This is a genomic window from Bacteroidota bacterium, assembly GCA_016714535.1.
Classification (GTDB): Bacteria; Bacteroidota; Bacteroidia; order AKYH767-A; family OLB10; genus JADKFV01.
Genome location: JADKDR010000005.1, coordinates 13,547 through 34,568 on the forward strand (window position 1 = coordinate 13,547; position 21,022 = coordinate 34,568).

Annotated in this window: 15 protein-coding genes and 2 pseudogenes; 15 read left to right on the plus strand and 2 right to left on the minus strand. The window is 38.3% G+C overall.

Translation table 11 applies throughout. The features are described from left to right. Positions 1–63 precede the first annotated feature (63 nt). Positions 64–2,172 carry a T9SS type A sorting domain-containing protein gene (locus IPO27_07680; protein MBK8846413.1) on the minus strand — a complete coding sequence of 703 codons (2,109 nt, stop codon included), beginning with the start codon at positions 2,170–2,172 and terminating at the stop codon, positions 64–66. A gap of 201 nt (positions 2,173–2,373) precedes the next feature. After that, positions 2,374–3,401: pseudogene (locus tag IPO27_07685) on the minus strand (fumarylacetoacetate hydrolase family protein). Positions 3,402–3,559: 158 nt separating this feature from the next. On the opposite strand from IPO27_07685, the gene IPO27_07690 reads away from it, so the two are divergent. The 15 genes and pseudogenes from IPO27_07690 to gldN all read left to right on the plus strand — a co-directional run bounded on the left by IPO27_07690 (position 3,560) and on the right by gldN (position 20,883). After that, positions 3,560–5,452, plus strand: coding sequence for an ABC-F family ATP-binding cassette domain-containing protein (locus tag IPO27_07690; GenBank protein ID MBK8846414.1), 1,893 nt, complete (start codon positions 3,560–3,562; stop codon positions 5,450–5,452). Between the two features lie 5 nt (positions 5,453–5,457). After that, positions 5,458–6,054: a sugar transferase gene (locus IPO27_07695; protein ID MBK8846415.1), complete on the plus strand. Its 597-nt coding sequence runs from the start codon at positions 5,458–5,460 to the stop codon at positions 6,052–6,054. Positions 6,055–6,056: 2 nt separating this feature from the next. After that, entirely contained in the window at positions 6,057–6,950 is an 894-nt protein-coding gene (locus tag IPO27_07700) for a diacylglycerol kinase family lipid kinase (protein MBK8846416.1), read from the plus strand. Beyond that, a complete protein-coding gene (locus IPO27_07705; protein ID MBK8846417.1) occupies positions 6,947–7,300 on the plus strand; it encodes a translation initiation factor in 354 nt (117 codons plus the stop codon). Before IPO27_07700 ends, IPO27_07705 begins: the two co-directional genes overlap by 4 nt. 109 nt (positions 7,301–7,409) lie before the next feature. After that, entirely contained in the window at positions 7,410–7,982 is a 573-nt protein-coding gene (locus IPO27_07710) for a hypothetical protein (protein ID MBK8846418.1), read from the plus strand. 89 nt (positions 7,983–8,071) lie between these two features. Beyond that, positions 8,072–10,156, plus strand: a complete 2,085-nt coding sequence (locus IPO27_07715) for a hypothetical protein (GenBank protein ID MBK8846419.1) — start codon at positions 8,072–8,074, stop codon at positions 10,154–10,156. Between the two features lie 27 nt (positions 10,157–10,183). Continuing rightward, the gene (locus tag IPO27_07720) at positions 10,184–11,428 is read left to right on the plus strand and encodes a M48 family metallopeptidase (protein ID MBK8846420.1); all 1,245 of its coding nucleotides are present in this window, start codon (positions 10,184–10,186) and stop codon (positions 11,426–11,428) included. Positions 11,429–11,610: 182 nt separating this feature from the next. Further along, positions 11,611–13,100: pseudogene (gene atpD / locus IPO27_07725) on the plus strand (F0F1 ATP synthase subunit beta). A gap of 39 nt (positions 13,101–13,139) precedes the next feature. Then, positions 13,140–13,385 (plus strand): ATP synthase F1 subunit epsilon, encoded by a 246-nt coding sequence (atpC, locus tag IPO27_07730; GenBank protein ID MBK8846421.1) that lies wholly within the window; start codon positions 13,140–13,142, stop codon positions 13,383–13,385. A 181-nt stretch (positions 13,386–13,566) separates the two neighbouring features. Continuing rightward, on the plus strand, positions 13,567–14,739 hold the full coding sequence (locus tag IPO27_07735) for a formimidoylglutamase (GenBank protein ID MBK8846422.1): 1,173 nt from the start codon (positions 13,567–13,569) through the stop codon (positions 14,737–14,739). Between the two features lie 344 nt (positions 14,740–15,083). After that, positions 15,084–16,010 carry a type IX secretion system membrane protein PorP/SprF gene (locus IPO27_07740; GenBank protein ID MBK8846423.1) on the plus strand — a complete coding sequence of 309 codons (927 nt, stop codon included), beginning with the start codon at positions 15,084–15,086 and terminating at the stop codon, positions 16,008–16,010. 151 nt (positions 16,011–16,161) lie between these two features. Next, the gene (locus tag IPO27_07745) at positions 16,162–17,427 is read left to right on the plus strand and encodes an SUMF1/EgtB/PvdO family nonheme iron enzyme (protein ID MBK8846424.1); all 1,266 of its coding nucleotides are present in this window, start codon (positions 16,162–16,164) and stop codon (positions 17,425–17,427) included. Between the two features lie 171 nt (positions 17,428–17,598). Next, complete coding sequence (gene gldL / locus IPO27_07750) at positions 17,599–18,360, plus strand: gliding motility protein GldL (GenBank protein ID MBK8846425.1); 762 nt, start codon at positions 17,599–17,601, stop codon at positions 18,358–18,360. Between the two features lie 53 nt (positions 18,361–18,413). Continuing rightward, a complete protein-coding gene (gene gldM / locus IPO27_07755; GenBank protein ID MBK8846426.1) occupies positions 18,414–20,021 on the plus strand; it encodes a gliding motility protein GldM in 1,608 nt (535 codons plus the stop codon). 13 nt (positions 20,022–20,034) lie between these two features. Continuing rightward, entirely contained in the window at positions 20,035–20,883 is an 849-nt protein-coding gene (gene gldN / locus IPO27_07760) for a gliding motility protein GldN (GenBank protein ID MBK8846427.1), read from the plus strand. Positions 20,884–21,022 lie beyond the last annotated feature (139 nt).

Here is a 21,022-nt window from a genome sequence, read left to right on the forward strand (position 1 = left end):
GTATCTATAAAAAAACCGGATACTAGATGCATCCGGTTTTTAATTAAATCAATTTTCGTTGCTTTAATTTACTTTAATGAGCTTATAGGTTTCAACTTTATCCCCATCGGTAAGGCGGATAATGTACACACCTTGCTGCAATTCGTTTCCGAATATAAGCTGCTCATTTAATTGGTTGGTGTATATAGTTTTGCCTGTAACATCAATTACATTAACTTGTTGCGCCTTTCCAGAGAAGTTCTGCACCGTAAATGCATTGTTGCTAGGATTTGGGAAAATTGCAAAATCTGCATCAGATTCCATTCCTTCGGCATCATCATCTCCAAAACGCTGTGTGCCGCATCCTTTAACTCTTTTCTTTACTGATCTGGTGCAACCATTCTTGTCTGTAACGGTAATAGTATACATTCCATTGCAAAGATTTATTATCTTTTTAGTTGTTGCTCCGGTCGACCATAAATAGGTGTATGGCGTTACTCCATTAGTTGGATTAGCTGTAAGCTTTCCTTTGCAATTAGCAAGACAAGAGTCAACAGCAACAGCAACATTAATTTTTTGCGTGCCGGTTAACAAGAAGGTTCCAGTAACAGTGCAGCCATTAGCATCAGTAACTGTTACCGTATAATAACCTGAACATGCGTTTTGATTGTTTTTGCTTGTCTTTCCATTACTCCACAAATATGAATATGGAGCTGTGCCGGCATGTACAAACAAAACAATAGAGCCATTACAATATCCACATGTAGGATTTACATAGTTTGCTCCAAATTTAACTTCGCAATTTACAGGGGCAACAACAACTACGGCAACACCTGTACAGCCATTCTTGTCAGTAACTGTTACGGTATAGGTTCCTGCTGCAACATTGGTAAGGGTGCTGGTAGTAGCGCTATTGCTCCATAAGTAAGTATAAGGAGCCGCTCCACCGTTTACTGTAGTCGATACATCGTCTTGCAAAGCAGTTGCTGTTACATTTACACTACCAACATTAATTGTATAAGTAAAAACCTGCACACCGTTGGTTGGGCAGGCATTATCTTTAACTTCTACTGTAAATGTATTTGCACCAATATCATTAGAGGTGGGATACCAACTAAAAGTTCCTGTTGGGCGGTTGCCTCCACTTATGGTATATACAGCGGCAGGTATAGATTGTGCTACATTGGACGACATGGTTACCACTTGTGCTTGCTCAGCATCGGTACTGTTAACAAAAAATGTAACTGAATCGCCTAGGCATGTATTCACGGTATAAGTGGTGGTACCATTTACTCCCGAGGCACCGGGTAATGTATTGTTTGCACATGATACGGTTTGAAACTGCATGTCGCGAAGTACGGTTGCTATTAACAAACCATTACGAAATTCTTTCACACGTACAGCCAAAATACCTACCGCAGCTGCATTAGGAGTGAAATTTAGAGTGCCGTTAAATGGGCTTAACGCAAATGAAGTGCTTGATGGCAATGGGTTGGTGGTTGTAAAAGGAGCTATAAAGCTTACATTATTTGGAACAAGCGGATATGAAATTTGACCACCGCTGGTATTACAGCCCTGAGGTGTAACTAATTCATATACCAACGAATCGCCATCAACATCCACTGCACCCTGATTATACGTAAATGGCTGACCAATGCAGGCAAACCCAACCGGGTCGTTTGTAAAGGTAGGGCTGTTATTATTAAGGGTTCCGGTATTATTAATCTTGGCCTCTACATATAATGCAGTATTATTAGGATTATTAATAGTAGTGATAGGAAGATTACGGGCAAAGTCAGCAACACCAATCTTCCAGTCGGCACATTGAAATGGCAAGGTAAGGTCTATGGTATAAACATAACGCTGAATGCCTGGAGCACTGCCACCATTGCAAGTTGTAACCGCAGTAGCGCATACATCCGAAATTTCGGTAACCGTACCATCAGGATAAATACTGATAGTATCGCTAAATTGGCACGCAGTGCTTGTGTATTGCAATATTAAACTTGGACGGGCCGCGACACCACCACAATCACGATAATAGTTCACCTTAATACGATACGTTTGACCGCTAAGATATTCAAATACCATTTCCATACCTGCAAGGTGAGTAGCCTGAACGCCTGTTATAGCTGTTATGCCAAGGCATGTCAACATTAAAAGACGCAGTAAATTCATAGATTTTTTTTTCATTTTTATTATTGGTTTAAAATTTAGATTTTTTTTGATGAGAATAACCCCACAAGGGTTAAAGGATATTAGGTACAAATGTAATCGTATTAACCTTATTGCGCAAGAATATCCTGTATTGATTTTCTGGAGTCTGCTTTAAGTTACGGTTGATTAGGAAAAAATGTTAGCTGGAAGGCGAAATTTATTCTTCCAATTTATTTATCATAAGCCTTTCTTCTGCCCCAAAATAGAAAAGTCGGTATCGTACTTTCGTATAGTATTGGTTAATTTTCCAAGACCCTCAATTTCCATTACTACTACATCACCATCTTGCAGCCATTGTGCCTGGTAGCTTGGGTCGTTAAGTTTTCCGGTGCCGTTTAATTCAAGAAAACATCCGGTTCCAACAGTGCCGCTACCAATCACATCTCCGGGTAATATGGGGGTGCCATAAGCACATCGTTCAAGTATTTCGGCAAAGGTCCAATCCATTGAGTTTGTATTGCCGCGCGATACTTCAATTCCATTTACGTGGCAGGTCATTGTTAAATTATGATTGTTGCCTTCATGATTTTCTTTGGCCTTTTGTAATCTGCTTTGTAAAAAATCATCCTCTGGAGTAACCAACATAGGCCCAATTACAGTACTAAAATCTTTTCCTTTAGCCGGGCCCAGGTTTAGTTTCATTTCTTCCATCTGCAATACGCGGGCACTCATATCATTCATAATCATGTACCCTGCTATATAATTATCGGCCTCAGCAGCTTTTATATTCATTCCTTTTTTGCCCACCACAATAGCCACTTCCAGCTCAAAGTCTAATTGTTGAAAATGATCGGGCATACACCAGATTTCGCCCGGGCCCTGAATGGCATTATGATTCGTAAAATAAAAATCGGATATTGATCAAACTCTTCAATCATCTCAACTTTGCGGTTTCTGCGCGCAGCAGCAACATGCTGTCTGAATGCATATCCATCGCGGCATGAGGTAGGGTTTGGCACAGGAGCCATTAATAGCAAATCATCGTACTTTTCACTTGGCATGGTAAGTTCGCCACTTATTAGTTTTGTTTCAAGAGTTTTGGCATACAGGCTTAGCGTTTCGCTATCCTGTAAATATTCGAACATGGTTGATGGAAAGTTACGCATTCCATTGTGATAGGCTGCCATGCTCAGGTCGTATATCTGATTATTGATTACAATGCCTAAGCGTCCGTTTGAATTAACTTTGTAGGTTACCAGTTTCATTTTCCTATTAATTTTAAAAGTTGCGAATGTATTAAAGGAATTTTAAATAGCGTGTTCATTATTTGCTGCAGTAAGTCAAAGTGTGATTGAAGTTAGTGTAATTTTCATTCCACAAAGTTTAACTGCATATTCGCACATGTTTTTTTAAATTTTTCTGAATGATTAATTACCTAACCGCTGAGCGATTGGCAAAGAGTTACAGTGAGCACCCGCTCTTTACTGATATTTGGCTTTCGTTGCAGGAAAATCAGAAGGCAGCTTTAATAGCAGCAAATGGCACAGGTAAGAGTACCATTTTAAAAATTTGTGCTCAAAAGGAGCAACCTGATGAGGGAAAGGTTATCGTACGTAGTGATATTGTAGTGGGATATCTGCCGCAGGAACCTGAGATGGCGTTGCATCTGAGCGTAAAAGAAAACATATTTATATCGGATCATAAGGTATTGCAACTTATTGGAGAGTACGAGCGATTGCTCAATCTTACTCCGTATGAAAAAACAAGTGATTTCGACAAGCAGCTCGAAGAGGTGATTGCGCAAATTGACAATAATAAGGCTTGGGATTATGAAGCCAAGGTGGCAAGTATTTTAGGCAAATTAAATATTCACAACCTGGAGCAAAAGGTAGAAAGCCTAAGTGGTGGGCAACGCAAGCGCCTTGCGCTTGCCCGGTTACTTATCGAAGAACCCGACCTGATGTTGCTCGATGAGCCTACCAATCACCTAGACCTCGATATGATTGAATGGCTGGAGCAATACCTTACGCGATTAAATAACACCGTACTATTAATTACCCACGACCGCTATTTTCTGGATAATGTGTGCGATACTATCTATGAACTTGATAATGGAAAGATGTATCAGTATAAGGGCAACTATTCTTATTTTCTTGAAAAAAAGCATGAGCGTGAGACCGTACAAGCTGCCGAGCTTGGTAAAGCGCAAAATCTATACAAGCGTGAGCTAGACTGGATGCGCAGACAACCTAAAGCGCGCACAACCAAGCAAAAGGCACGTATCGACAGCTTTTATGAGACCGAAGAAAAAGCCAAGAGTGGTAAGGTTGAACAAAAGGCAAGTATGACTATGCAAATGCAACGCATGGGCAGCAAGATTATGGAGTTTGAAAATATCTGCAAGAGTTACGGTGACCATATACTTTTTGATAATTTTAGTTATACATTTAAACGTGGCGAAAAAATTGGAATAGTAGGCCGCAATGGCACCGGCAAAAGTACGCTGCTCAAAATGATTATGGGCGAGGTTGCCCCGGACCGGGGTCGCATCAAGAAGGGAGATACCATCTCCTTTGCTTATTATAGTCAAGATGGGTTGCAGCTAAAAGAAGATATGCGGGTGCTTGAGTATCTGCGCACCTTTGCAGAGTATGTGGATACCGGAAATGGCGGTTATATAAATGTGAGCCAGTTTTTAAATCATTTTAAATTTGATTATAGCAAACAACATAGCTATGTAAGCAAGCTTAGCGGTGGCGAAAAGAGGAGGTTGTATCTCTTATCGCTATTAATTCAGAATCCTAATTTTTTGATTTTAGATGAGCCAACCAATGACCTCGATATTGTTACACTTAATTTGCTCGAAGAATTTATTGAAGGATATGAGGGATGTATGTTGTTGGTTACCCACGACCGCTACTTTATGGACCGAACCGTTGACCATGTTTTTGTGATGAATGGAGACGGAAAAGTGAGCGATATCCACGGTAATTATACAGCTTATCGCCTTAGCCTAAATGAAATTACTGCACCAAAGCCTGCAAGCATTGAGAAGAAAAAAAATGATACCCCGCAAGATACAAAGCCTAAAACACGCAAAGGATTAAGCTTCAAAGAAAAGCGCGAATACGAAACACTCGAAAAAGAAATTGCCAGTTTGGAAGCGCGTAAAGCAGAGCTGATAGCAAAAGTAAGTACTCCTGATTTAGCACATAGCGAAATAATGCTTGCTTCTAATGAGTTAGCCCTTCTTGAATCGTATATGGACGAAAAAACCATGCGCTGGCTCGAATTGTCGGAATTAGAAAATTCATAAGTTGCATGCTCACTCGGGTAAACGATATCATTTGGTCAGTTGTTGGTTTGATAGTATTGTCTCCCATGCTTTTGATTATTTCAATATTGATAATAATAGATAGTCGTGGAGGAGTATTTTACAGGCAAGTGCGAGTAGGTAAAAACAATGTTGATTTTAAAATTTTCAAGTTTCGAACCATGTACACCGATGCGGATAAAAAAGGCTTACTTACAGTAGGTATGCGCGATTCGCGAATTACCCATATAGGCTACAAGTTGCGCAGCTATAAGTTAGACGAGTTGCCTCAATTGATAAATGTACTTTTAGGAGATATGAGCCTGGTAGGACCTCGCCCGGAAGTGCGTAAGTATGTTGACCTCTATAATATTGAGCAATTAAATGTGCTCAAAGTTAAACCCGGTATTACAGATTATGCATCTATACAATATGCCAATGAAAACGAAATATTAAGCAAATCTGCTGATCCCGATAAAACGTATATTGACACCGTTATGCCCGAAAAAATCCGGCTTAATTTGAACTATATAAATCGTAAATCGCTGCGTGAAGATTATTTTATTATTTGGCTCACGATAAAAAAAATAATTAGCCTTGATTAAGCATGTTGAACGCTGTTTATATTATAATTAATCCCAATGCAGGTCAAGGCAAGGGCAAGCTGATAGGGCAGGAGTTGCGCTTTTATCTTAACAAAGCAGGACGAAGTTTTGAATATAATACCACAGAATATGCGGGACATGGAGCACTGCTGGCAACAGAGGCAGTAGCTAAAAAGTTTAAATATGTACTTGCTGCAGGAGGTGATGGTACCGTAAACGAAATTGCTCAGGCACTTACGGCTTCTGATTCATGCTTAATTATAATTCCTCTTGGTTCAGGCAATGGATTGGCAAGACATCTTCACTTACCCTTTCATGTAAAAGATGTGGTTGAATTAATTACCAGAGGGCGCATAATAAATTGCGACACCATGCGAATTAACCAACAATTTTCTATCAATGTTTCAGGCATTGGATTTGATGCGCATGTGGCCTCACTATTTGGCAAGAATGGCAAACGTGGATTGTTCAATTATATTAAGCTCGTACTTTCTGAATATGCACAGTATGGAGAGTCCGGGTTTCAAATAAAAATTGGCAAGCAGCAAATCGACCGACAAGCCTGGATGATTTCGGCAGCTAACTCAGCTCAATTTGGCAACGAATTCAAAATTGCTCCGGCAGCATCTGTCACCGATGAACTTATTGATTTGTGCATCATACGAAAACCACACATTTTTGGCGCACTCATGCTTGCATGGGATGTTTATAGATCAAAGGTAGATAAGAGTTCTTTAGTTGAAATAATTAAAACAGCCGAAGCTGAAGTAACTTGTGCAAAGCCAATAGCCTTGCATATTGATGGTGAACCTGCCGGTGAACACCTCCAATTTCAAATTCAAATTGCGCCACAAAAAGTAAAAATTTTGGTACCGAAACAAACTCCTGCATTATGAGTAAAAAAAAGAATAGCATCGAAGATCTTAAACAACTTGGTAGCATTGTTTTTTCTACCAACCGGGAACTGCCGCTTGGCAACCAACCTGAACAAACACCTTCTTTGCACAAGAGCAGGCAAGTGCTCAAACTAAGGCGAGAAGTAAAGCACCGCGCAGGCAAGCCGGTGACCATCGTATATGGTTACTTGGGCACAGCAGCGGAGCTCGAAACGCTTGCCAAATGGCTCAAAACAAAATGCGGAGTGGGTGGAAGCGTTAAGGATAATGAAATAATCTTACAAGGCGAAGTAGCCGAAAAGGTGAGAAAACTGCTAAGTGAGGATGGGTATATAGTAAAGGGAATTTGATAAAATTTGGAGAATAGAAAAATAATCATCACCTTCGTATAGTGTAATAGTTACACAAGCATTAAAAAATTATCCTAAATCCAATTTTAATAACTTAAAATTAAAAAAAATGGCTACAAAAAAAACCGCTAAAAAAGCTGCAGCTAAGTCATCAAAACCAATTGCCAGTTTGCCTGGCGAGCGTTGGTCTAAAGTTGCAAAATCAGACACGCATTACATGATCAGTAACATGGGGCGTATGAAAAGTTTTTTCTACGATAAGGAAAATGGAAAAATCGTAAAAGGCAAGTTAGTCAATGGTTACATAGCTGTAGACATAGTGCATAAGGGAGTTCGCAAGAATCACTACCTGCATAATCTGGTAGCTGAATATTTCGGAAAAAAGAATTCGCCTAAGCATATCAAAGTAGTACACCTCGATTGGAAAAAACTAAATAACAAAATAAGCAATCTTAAGTACGTTACTCTAATTGAGTTGTATAAGCGAAATGCAGAATACAATGCCAAAAAATTCGGCTCCGAAAATTCGGTAAATGCAAAATTGAATAAAGTAAAAGTGCAGTCGATACGCAAGGAACTTAAAGGCGGAACTACCCAACGTGCATTAGCAAAAAAATATAAGGTGAGTCTAATGACCATCTCTCGTGTTGCCCTGGGCAAGAGCTGGACAGCAGTTAAGTAAACACTGTTACTTCACAATCTTTTAACGCCAAATTGAGTATGGTCTTTATACTTTTGGCGTTTTCTTTTTTATCATAAAGCTTATACATTTTGGAATTAATAACTGAAAAGCCGCTTTGGTTTATCATATTTTGCATTGGGCTTGGGATAGGCTATGCCTGGTTTTTCTATAATAAAGAATCGCGTTTTGCCGAGCACCCACAATGGTTGCAAAGAACCATGGCCGCTTTGCGTGCCATATTTATTTCTTTACTTTCTTTCCTTTTATTGTCGCCACTTATTAAATCTATTCAGCGTGAGGTTGAAAAACCCTTAATCATAATTGCACAGGATAATTCGCAATCTATCCTATCTACCAAAGACTCGGCTTATTATAGAAACGAGTATGTTCAAAATTTGAATTCGCTTCAGGCTGCCTTAGGTAAGGATTACGAAGTAAGGCAATACAGTTTTGGGAGTAAAGTGAACGAAAACGTGGCGTTTACTTTTGACGAGAAACAAAGCAATGCGCAGCAATTGTTTGATAACATCAATGTGCAATATAGTTTCAGAAACCTTGGTGCTATCATATTTGCAAGCGATGGTTTGTACAATGCAGGTAGCAGCCCAGCTTATGCTCCCGAGCAATTGAAAGTTCCATTTTATACCATTGCTATGGGCGATACCATGGTGTATAAGGATGTCTTATTAAGTCAGGTACGGTATAACCGCACCGCTATAGTTGGCAACAGCTTTGTTATGGAAGCAGAAATTGACGCCCGTCAATGTGCGGGCAAAAACATTACATTAAACGTCACTGACGATTCAGTCAAAGTATTTTCTAAAACCATAAGTGTGCCATCAAACAAATATCGCCTAACGGTACCGGTATATGTCGAAGCCAAAAGGAAAGGAATACATGAATATAAATTTTGGATAGATGCGATTGATGGAGAAGCCAGCTATACAAATAATGAACGCAAAGCATTTGTCGACATTATTGAATCTAAACAAAAAGTATTGTTGCTTGCCAATGCCCCGCATCCGGATATTTCAAGTTTGAAAAATGCGATAGAAACAAGCCCTAATTATGAATTGAAAATCGTAAATGTAAAGGATGCACCTTCAGGCTTTTCTGAGTATGAGATGGTGGTGCTTCATGATATTCCATCTTCTAAATTTAATGCCGAAAGCCTGCTCACAAAATTACGCACTTCGGGAGTATCGGTACTACATATCATTGGTGCGCAAACGGATGTTGGCAGTTTTAATAAAGCTCAGAGGCTGATAAACATTTCAGGAAGCAATGCTAAAACGAACAACGTGCAGGCACATATCAATCCTAATTTTTCGCTCTATAGTATTAGCGATGATGAGCGCAAATACCTGGCAACATTGCCACCACTGATTTGTCCATTTGGTATTTACAAAGCTCAAGGCAATAATGCAACGTTACTTACTCAACGTGTAGGAAATGTTACTACCGACCAGCCGTTGCTTTTATTTGGTCAGATGGATGAACAAAAATACGCCATCCTCTGTGGCGAAGGTTTATGGAAGTGGCGATTGAAAGAGTTTCAGGAAAAGGGTAGTCAGAAAATTACAGATGATTTTATTTTAAAAATTGTTCAATTTTTATGTGTCAAAGATAAGAAGGAGCCTCTAAAAATTAAGTACAAAAATAACTATGCAGAAAATGAACCTATACATATGGATGCTGAGATGTATAATGAAAGTGGAGAGCTTATAAATACTTCAGATATTCAATTAATAATTACTAATAATGAAGGTAAAAACTTTTCGTACACGTTTTCAAAAACAGAAAAAGCATATAGTCTCGATGCCGGATATTACACAGTTGGAAAATACAGTTTTAAGGCAACAGCCACTGCCGGAGAGCAAAAGTTATTCAAGACCGGGCAATTTACGATAAGCCCTTTGCAGATAGAAAATTCAGAAACCGTTGCCAATCATCAACTGCTTAACCTGATGGCTAGCAAAAGCGGAGGAGTCATGGTTTATCCATCCGAATTAAATTCGTTAGTAAGTAAAATCAAAGCTCGAAAAGAGATAACTTCAGTATCTTATCAGAAAAAGCAATTAAAGGATTTAATAAATCTTAAGTGGGTTTTCTTTTTGCTCATGGCCCTTGTTAGCCTCGAATGGTTTATTCGTAAACGTAGTGGTGCTTATTAATTTTTATTAAGAGTAAAAGGTCGGAGTATGCTTGCAACGTTTATAGGTATCGTTATAGTTGGTTTTATCTTGGATTTAGTTCTCAGCTATCTTGATATACAATCCTGGAAAAATGAATTACCTGCCGAAGCCGAATCGCTTTTTACGACTGACGAGTATCAGAAAGCATTGCGATATGCTCGTGCTAATTATAATTTTGGCTTAGTAACAGGTATCTTTAGCTTCACAGCAATGTTAGCCTTGCTTATCTCAGGATTAACGGGTAAGATATTTGATGCGTGTTTGGCTTTGTCTAATAATGAATGGTACGCAACACTTATGTTTGCAGCAGTAATGGGAATAACAGCCGACTTGCTTAACACGCCATTCCAACTATACAACACCTTTGTTATCGAGCAAAAGTTTGGATTCAATCAATCTACTTTGTTAACCTTCTTTGCAGATAAATGCAAAGGCTATCTGTTGGCTGCTGTTTTGGGTGGACTAGTTCTTTCGGCATTTTACTTTTTTTATGCTGCAACGGGCAGTTTTTTTTGGCTGTATTGCTGGATGGCGGTCACGGTATTTTCTTTACTAATGATGATGTTTTACACATCATGGATTTTGCCGCTTTTTAATAAAATTACACCCCTTGGAGATGGTACTTTAAGAAAATCAATAACCTCATATTGCGATAAAGTTGGTTTTACCTTAAATAATGTTTTTGTTATGGATGGCAGTAAGCGAAGTTCAAAAGCCAATGCATTTTTTAGCGGATTTGGGGCAAGAAAAAAAATTGTATTGTTTGATACTTTAATAGAACAACAAACCGAAGAAGAATTGGTAGCAGTGCTGGCTCACGAAGTTGGACATAACAAAAAGAAACATACGACCACCTTTTTTATTGCATCGGTTTTTCAGACGGGACTCATGCTTTTTATTTTGTCTTTCTTTATTAATAGGGAGGAAATTTCAATTGCGCTTGGCAGCTCACAACATCATTTTGCATTAGGACTAATAGGATTTTTTATTTTATATGAGCCTGTTTCACTTTTAACCGGAGTCTTCACGAGTTATTTCTCGCGCAAGCATGAGTACGAAGCCGATGCATTTGCTGCTTCAACATATAATGGCGAACTATTGATAAGCGCATTAAAAAAATTGACTTCAAAAACGCTTTCAAACCCGTTTCCACATCCATTGGTAGTTGCTTTAACATTTTCTCATCCTACTTTAATGCAAAGAATTGCTGCCATTAGATCTATTAAAGCATGCCGCCAAAAAGGGGATTAATGGAATTTAAAGCAGCCATAACTAACAACTGTTTATAAAAACTTCAGATTATGGAGCTATTTACCGAGGCAAATTTTTTGTTGCGAATAAAATTTCTACCTTCGCGCTCGATTTTTCAAGCCCTTATACATAAGTAATTGAAAGATAGATATTTAGAGCAAATCACAATTAAAAAATAGAATATGAGTAAAGGTAAAATTGTACAGGTGATAGGTCCGGTAGTTGACGTTTCATTTGATACAACTAGTACTAAACTACCAAACATTTTAGAGGCTCTTGAAGTAACCAAAAACAATGGACAGGTGGTTATTCTTGAATGTCAGCAACACATTGGCGAAGATACCGTGCGAGCAATTGCCATGGACAGCACCGATGGTTTAGTTCGTGGTCAACTGGTAACAGCGATGGGCACTACCATTTCGATGCCCGGTGGCGAAGGAATTAAAGGACGACTGTTTAATGTAGTGGGCGAAGCAGTTGACGGCATGACCCAGGTGAAAAAGGATATTAAACTTCCTATACACCGCGATCCACCTAAGTTTGAAGACCTTAGTACCGAAGCACAGGTGTTATTTACAGGTATTAAAGTTATCGATTTGCTTGAACCATATGCCAAAGGAGGAAAGATTGGTTTGTTTGGTGGTGCCGGAGTAGGTAAAACGGTATTGATTATGGAACTCGTAAATAATATTGCAAAGGCTTATTCAGGTCTTTCTGTATTTGCTGGTGTAGGCGAGCGTACGCGCGAAGGGAATGATTTATTGCGCGAGTTTCTTGAGTCAGGCGTTATAAACTATGGTGACGAGTTCAAGCATAGTATGGAAAAAGGCGGCTGGGACTTGAGTAAAGTAGATTACAATAAATTGAAAGATAGTAAAGCTACCTGGTTTTCGGACAGATGAATGAACCTCCGGGAGCACGTGCTCGCGTTGCATTAAGCGGACTTACTGTAGCAGAACATTTCCGCGATGGTGATGGCACAGCAAGTGGTGGTCGCGATATCTTATTCTTTATTGATAATATCTTCCGTTTTACGCAAGCTGGTTCAGAGGTGTCTGCGTTACTTGGTCGTATGCCTAGTGCTGTGGGTTACCAACCTACCTTAGCAACAGAAATGGGTGCCATGCAAGAACGAATTACTTCTACTAAGCGTGGTTCAATTACATCAGTGCAAGCGGTTTATGTACCTGCCGATGATTTAACGGATCCTGCCCCTGCAACCACGTTCGCCCACCTTGATGCAACTACCGTATTGAGTCGTAAAATAGCTGAGTTAGGAATTTATCCTGCGGTTGATCCACTCGATTCTACCTCACGAATCCTTTCTCCTGCAGTTTTAGGTGATGAACATTATGGTTGTGCACAGCGAGTAAAACAAATTCTTCAGCGATATAAAGAGTTGCAGGATATTATTGCCATTCTCGGTATGGACGAATTAAGTGATGAAGATAAATTAATCGTTCACCGTGCCAGACGTGTACAGCGCTTCTTATCACAACCTTTCCATGTTGCTGAACAATTTACCGGACTAAAAGGAGTTTTGGTTCCAATAGAGGAAACCATCAAAGGATTTACTATGATCATGAATGGCGATGTGGATGAATATCCGGAAGCAGCATTCAACCTGGTAGGAACTATAGATGATGCAATTGAAAAGGCAAAAAGCTCTTAGCAGAAGTTAATTAATACAACTAAAAATTAAACGTTAAGCATGAACTTAGAACTAATCACACCTGAAAAAAAAGTTTTTGATGGGGAATGCACTTCGGTGATGGTGCCGGGTATTGACGGCAAACTTCAATTTTTAAATAACCATGCACCATTGATTTCAGCTCTTGGTAATGGTAAAGTAAAAATCAAGGCCTCATCAGGCAATAAAGAATTTACAATTAAAGGTGGAGTGGTTGAAGTATTAAAAAATAAAGTGATCTTGCTTGCTGAGCAAGTAATAGACTGATTTTTTCCTAGCATAGAACAAGCAATCCCGCAACAAGTGAACCTGTTGCGGGATTTTTCTATTGTTGACAATTGAAAAGAAATAACTGTTCAAATCTTTTCTCCTTGCTATGCCATGTTTAGAGGTAATACAACCATTTTTGAAATCTGAAATCAAAAGTAATATTAGTTAAACTATTCCTATGTCTTTATCCGAATTAAAACATTTTATTAAGCCTTCAGCTATTTATCGTAAACACGATTTCGAAAAGGGATCTATCGGTCAGCTCATCTTGCAGTTTGGTCAGGATAGTATAGATCTCGATTCAGGCAGGCATCAGGTTGCCTTACTTGGCATAGACGAGGGTAGAGGGTGTAAATATCAATGCGATTATGCCTTAAGTGCAGACAATATACGTTATGAGATCGCTAACCTCATGCAGCATTATGGTCAAAACAAAATTATCGATTTCGGAAATATTGTAGTCGGAAAAACGCTGGAAGATACCTACATGGCAGTTGCACTATTAAGTGCTGAATTAATTCGTAATAACATAACTCCGGTTATATTTGGAGGCAGTCATGATATTATGTATGGACAATATGGAGCCTACAAGCAACTAGCGCAAATCATTAATATTTCAAATATTGATGCAAGGTTTGATTTGGGAGATCCTGACGAGGCTATGAATTCGCAATCATACCTTGGGAAAATTATTGTCGAGCAACCGAATTACTTATTTAACTATAGCCACATAGGTCATCAGACTTATTTTACAGGAGAAGATGCTGTAGAGCGCATGAGCAAAATGTACTTTGATGCTTACCGCCTTGGACATTTACGCAAAAACATTGACGATATAGAGCCTGTGCTGCGCAATAGCGATATGGTATCCTTCGATATTTCGTCTATACGTAATTGCGATGCCATGGCTAGCTATCTAGCAGCTCCTAATGGGCTTTATGCTGAAGAAGCTTGTCAGTTAACTTATTTTGCTGGCTTAAGCGAAAAGGTTACATCCTTAGGCATTTACAATTATGTTACCTCGCTTGATAGCAATAATTGCACAGCCAAACTAATAGCCCAGATGATTTGGTATTTCGTTGATGGATTTAATAAACGCAAGAATGAATTTCCGGCCTATAACAAGAATGGATATTTGAAATACATTGTTACTATTAGCGAATTGGAAAACGAGTTGATTTTTTTGAAAAGCTTAAGCAGCGACCGTTGGTGGATGGAAATTCCAATTTTTGACTCGCAAAATAAATTCAAAAGACATCACATTATTCCTTGCAGCTATAATGACTATACCTTAGCATGTAAAAACGAAATGCCCGATCGATGGTGGCAAACTTTTAAAAAGCTAACGTAAACTTATTCTAAAAGCAAATTCAGATTTCTACATATCATTAGAAGAAAGTGTCTTAGATTATATTATTGAACCTTAAAGGATTTTGCAAATGTCTGCTGATATGTCAAATTATAACGACACAATACACAGCATGTTAAAAAAAAAGTGCTTCATAGCCGCTTACAATTTATACAAGATGTGCCTGAAACTATTGATTATTAAAGCTTTCTTATAGTCTTTGTTGGCTTATTTTCAGAATTGTTAATTAACCAGAACTCTTAATTAAAATATTTTGTTGTTAAATTTTAATTTTATTTCTTTACCGCCTCTTAACGTTCCCATTCCAAAAAATCAAATTATTTTATATGAAAAAAATTACTATTTTAATCTTTGTAGTAATCGCACTAAGCCAATCATCGAAAGCACAACAAGATCCACAATTTAGCCAGAACATGTTTAACAGACTATTTGTTAATCCTGCAAGCGCAGGTGCCTCGGGAGCTTATTGCGGTTCTTTATTGTATCGCTCACAATGGGCAGGGTATGATCCTTCTGGTCAGCCTAAGACAGGTGTGCTAAGCTTGGATGGTCCGGTTAAGTTTCTTCATGGTGGTTTAGGATTAAATGTTCTGTCAGATCAGCTTGGCTTCGAAAAGACCATTGGAGTTAAATTAGCCTACTCTTTTCATTTAAATGTTGGTGAATCAGGAAAACTTGGAATTGGTTTAGATGCCGGCTATATGCAGAAGTCAATTGATGGTAAAAAATATAAGCCAAATGATCCAAATGACCCTTTCGTTCCTACACAAACCATTAAGGGTAGCATTATTCCAGATTTAGGTGCTGGTATTTATTATGCTGGCAATAAATTATATGCTGGTATCTCAGCAACGCACCTAACCGAAGGTGAAATTGATTTAACTGTTACCAAATACAATCTGGCACGCCATATTTATGGAACACTTGGATATAGATTTGATCTTTCTCCTACAATTGGACTTACTCCTTCCGTTTTTGTTAAGAATGATGGAGCTACTACTCAATTGGATGGTAATTTAATGGCCATGTTCAATGATAAATTCTGGTTAGGAGCCTCTTATAGATTGGAAGATGCCATAGTAGTGATGGCAGGATTTAATGTGATGAACGGTTTAAGAATAGGCTATTCATATGATATTACTTCATCACAGCTAAAGAATTATAGCGATGGTTCGCATGAAGTTACTTTGGGCTATTGCTTTAATCCAAAGAAGAAACCAATCTTGCGTAATATCAACGTACGCTATCTATAAAATAACGGTATAGGCTTGGAAATAATGTGAGGCGAATAAATTCTGCATAAGTGAATTTATCGTGGAACATTTTTTGCTAATGCAATAATTTGGTAAAATTATCGTAATTGACTATAATTATATAAATTTACCCGCCTTAATAAAAGCGAAGATGAAGAAACTAATTTTAATTTTCTCCTTAGCAGTAGTGTTGGCAGGTTGCGGGGGGGGCAATAAGGGACAACTTACCGGTGTATTAAACCGACCAAGTTGGTATCAGCCGGATCCTTATGGTATGGTGTTTATTCCTTCGGGAAGTTATACCATGGGACCCAGCGATCAAGATGTACCTTATGCTTTAACATCACAATCTCGAACAGTTTCTGTTCATGCCTTTTATATGGACGAAACCGAAATCACTAATAATGAATACCGTCAGTTTGTTGATTGGGTTAGAGACTCGATAGCGCATAAATTAATTGCTGAAGAACACATTGTAAATGAAGGTGAATACGGTGAGATGATTAATTGGCGTAAGCGAATTAAATGGGATGATGAAGATAATGAGGAAAAACTTGCAGAGATGTTTTTGCCTGAAAGCGAGCGTTTTTACAAAAGAAAAGAGATTGACAGTCGTAAATTAAACTATGAGTATTATTGGATAGATTTAAAGGCTGCTGCTCAAAAATTTTCTGCCAGAGAGCAGGGGAAAACTGATCGAAGTGTGTTTATTAAAAAGGATATCATAAATGTATACCCTGATACACTTTCCTGGATGCATGATTATACCTACTCATTCAATGAGCCAATGACCGAAAAATATTTTTGGCATCCAGCATATGATGACTATCCGGTAGTTGGGGTTTCATGGAAACAGGCAAGGGCTTTTTGCATCTGGCGTACAAATTTTGAGACAGATTACCTGGATGCCATCGAAGAGCCATTTCATCAAAATTATCGACTACCAACCGAAGCAGAGTGGGAATATGCAAGTAGAGGTGGACAGGAGTTAAATCCTTATCCATGGGGAGGTCCTTATATCAGAAATAGCCTTGGCTGCTTTTTGGCTAACTACAAGCCTATGCGTGGTAATTATACGGACGATGGCGGCTTTTATACTGTAAAAGTAACCTCATACTGGCCCAACGATTATGGCTTATACTGCATGTCGGGCAACGTTGCTGAATGGTGCAGGGATGCTTATGAAGCTTCAGGTTATAACATTACACATGACCTTAATGCGGACTATGAATATGATGAAAAAGAAGGAGATTTGCCTTCAGTGAAGCGTAAGCTTATTAGGGGCGGTTCATGGAAGGATATAGGATACTACTTGCAAACAGGTACGCGTTCATGGGAATTTTCGGATACAGCCAAGTGTTATGTTGGATTCCGATGTGTGCAAAGCTTCTTGGGGCGTGACAAGTCTGACTTTTAATAAATAAATAGAAAATCAAGGATTTTAAAAGAAATAAGATATACTGGTGTGAATAAATTCAACATTAGTATTTCCCTCGTTTGATATCAATAATCACAAATAATAACAAATTAAAAACAGAAAAAAATGGCATCTGGCGGATTCACTCAAACAAAAACATTTAAGAATTTAATGGCAAAGCTCTACGGAATTGGAGCTGCAATCGTAATCGTAGGAGCGTTATTCAAAATTCAGCACTGGCCCTTTGCCAATGAAATGCTTATTGTAGGTTTAGGTACAGAAGCAATTATATTTTTATTTTCTGCGTTTGAACCACCCCATGAAGAAATTGATTGGTCTTTAGTTTATCCTGAGTTAGCAGGTATGCACGAGCCTGGAGCGCAGCGTAAAAAGGTAGCACAAAAGGCAGGAGATCCTGTAGCACAGCAATTGGATAAAATGTTATCAGATGCAAAAATTGGCCCTGAATTAATACAAAGTCTTGGCTCTGGTTTGAAATCATTAGGCGACAATGCCGGTAAAATGGCGGATATAAGCAATGCAACCGTAGCTACAAACGAATATAGCAATCATATTAAATCTGCTTCTAAATCAGTTGCTGATATGACCAATGCTTATGGTAAAGCAACAGAAACTATGAATAGCTTTAACTCGTCATCAGCTGATTTGAAAACTTACAATGAGCAAATGGGCAAGGCATCCAAAAATCTTGGAGCTTTAAATGCAGTTTATGAATTGCAATTGCAAGATTCAAATAAGCACTTAAAAGAGACTTCTAAATTTTATGAAGGTATCAATACATTGATGTCAACTTTGAATGCATCAGTTACTGATACACAGAAATATAAAGAGGAAGTTGCAAAACTTTCGACCAACCTGACCAAGTTGAATACCGTATATGGAAATATGCTTTCAGCTATGAGCGTTAAATAATAATAGAAACGCGATTAGATTAATTAGTAAAACAATATTAAGAAGAAAAGAAAATGGCAGGTGGTAAACTGACTCCACGTCAGAAAATGATTAACATGATGTACCTGGTATTAACCGCCTTGTTGGCGCTTAATATTTCAAAGGAAATCATTAACGCATTTGTTACTGTTAATAGTAGCTTAGAAGCAAGTAACAAAAATACGGATATAAAGAACAACATGTCAATGATGGCTTTTCAGAAATCGATGCAAAACGATCCTGTAAAGACTAAACCGCATATGGACCGCGCTACCAATGCTGTTAAATTAAGTGATGACTTTATTAAGTATATGGATGGGTTAAAGGATAAGCTTATTAGAACCACTGAAGGATTAGCAGATCCATCTAAGGCGGCTATAAAGACTCCAACCATGGAGGACATAGGACGCAAAGATGATTATGACGGACCAACCAATATGATGTGTGGTGATGATGATGCTAAGGGACAAAAGGGGGAAGCGATAAAATTGAAACAGGCAATTGCTAAATTTAAGGTGGATATGACCAATAATCTTGACCCTAAAGATCAGGCAGAGTTTAAAAAGCGTTTTGATGAAATGTTTAATTTAAATGACCCAGATCCCAAGTCAAAACTTGCAACAGAGGAAAAGAAGCGCACCTGGGAGATGGCTAATTTTTACCATAGTCCGGTTGTGGCAAGCGTTGCACTCTTGACAAAACTGCAATCAGATGTTAAAAATGCGGAGTCTGAAGTAATAACTAAATTACTAAATAACATTAACGCGAGCGACTTAAAGTTTACAGATGTTGTGGCTAAAGTTGTGGCTCCAACAAGTTATGTATTAACCGGTCAGCAGTATAAAGCAGATATATTCTTAGCAGCGTATAATTCGACTTCTGACCCTGAAGTGTACATAGGAGGATCTAAACTACCAGTTGAAGGTGGGATGGCAAAGCTTACGCAAACTGCGTCTGGCGAAGGCTTGAAAAAGTATGCTGGTGTGATAAAAGTAAAGCAACCTGATAATACATTTAAGGATTATGAATTTAGTGGAGAATATATCACGGCTAAACCAGCTGCTGTAATTTCACCAACCAAAATGAATGTAATATACATTGGAATAGATAATCCGGTATCAATTTCTGTTCCCGGAGTACCCAATGATAAAGTATCGGTTAATGCTACAGGTGGTGGCTTGTCATTGAAGAAAGTAGGAGGTGAGCAATGGATAGCAACAGCTAAGACACAAGCGCAAGATGCAGCAATCACTTGTATTGGCGAATTTGATGGTAAAAAAATCACCATGGGTTCTCAGGTATTCCGTGTAAAAAATGTTCCTGATCCGGTTGCTAAAGTTGCCAACCTGAAAGGTGGTCCTATACAAAAAACTACCCTTCTTGCTCAGGCGGGTATTATTCCTGTAATGGAGAATTTTGAGTTTGAATTATACTTTAAGATAAATAAATTTACTTTTAGTATGTATGGAAAAGGACGTGACCCAATCGATTTGAGTGCTTCTTCTAATCAGATTACTCAACAAATGAAGGATGCAATGGCCAAAGCTAAAGCTGGAGATAAGATATATTTTGAAAATATATACGCTACTGGCCCTGATGGAAGTTCACGTAAGTTAGCTCCTGTAAATTTTACCATTCAATAAAAATAAACATAATATGAAAAACAGCATTAAGGTACTTTTGGCATTGTTGCTTGGCGCTGCAAGTTTGGGCAATGCACAAAATGTATTGGACGGAGCATATCTCCGCGAAAACGCGCCTACCCTTAAAGTTGTTCCTCTTGCTTACATCCGTGAAGCTGATGTAATGTGGTCTAAAAAAGTTTTACGTTTCATTGATTGTACCGAAAAGATTAATCTTCCGTTACGTTATCCGCTTGAAGATGTTACAAATGAGCGTAAAAGTTTGATGCAAGTATTTTTAACTAATGTAAACGAAGGAGCCTTGGATGCCTACGATGCAATTGATGATGAGTTTACAAAAAGGATGACATTGGATGAAGTTAAAGAAAAATGTGGCAGCAAAAAGGATACACAACGAGTTACTTCTCCCGATCCTCCTTATATGGAGTACGACACTGTAGTTGAACGAAAATTTTCAACTGACAAAGTTGTTGGATATCGCATAAAGGAAGAGTGGTTTTTTGATAAGCAAAGATCTGTGGTTGATGTTCGTATTATTGGCATAGCTCCAATGGTTTATGCGGAGGACGAATCTGGAAACAAAATTGAAGGTGGAATTAAGAAACCTTTGTTTTGGGTATATTTTCCAGCTGCAAGAAACTTGCTTGTCAATTTTGAAACATTCAACCGAGGAAATGATGCCGAGCGTAGAACATTTGACGATATCTTTATGAAACGCATGTTCAATAGTGTGATTATTAAAGAATCAAATGTTTTTGACAGGCGTATTGCAGATTATGCCGAAGGTATAAATGCCCTGCTTGAGTCAGAGCGCATCAAAGCCGAAATCGTAAATCTGGAACATGACTTGTGGGAGTATTAATTTTTTTTAAAGATTTAATTGTTATATAGAGTGGCAGGTTAATAATTTAACCTGCTTTCTTTTTTATGTGGCATTCATAGAATTTATTTGTCGTGAACCGAATTATGAGCCATTTTAAATCCTATTTTTACACCTACTA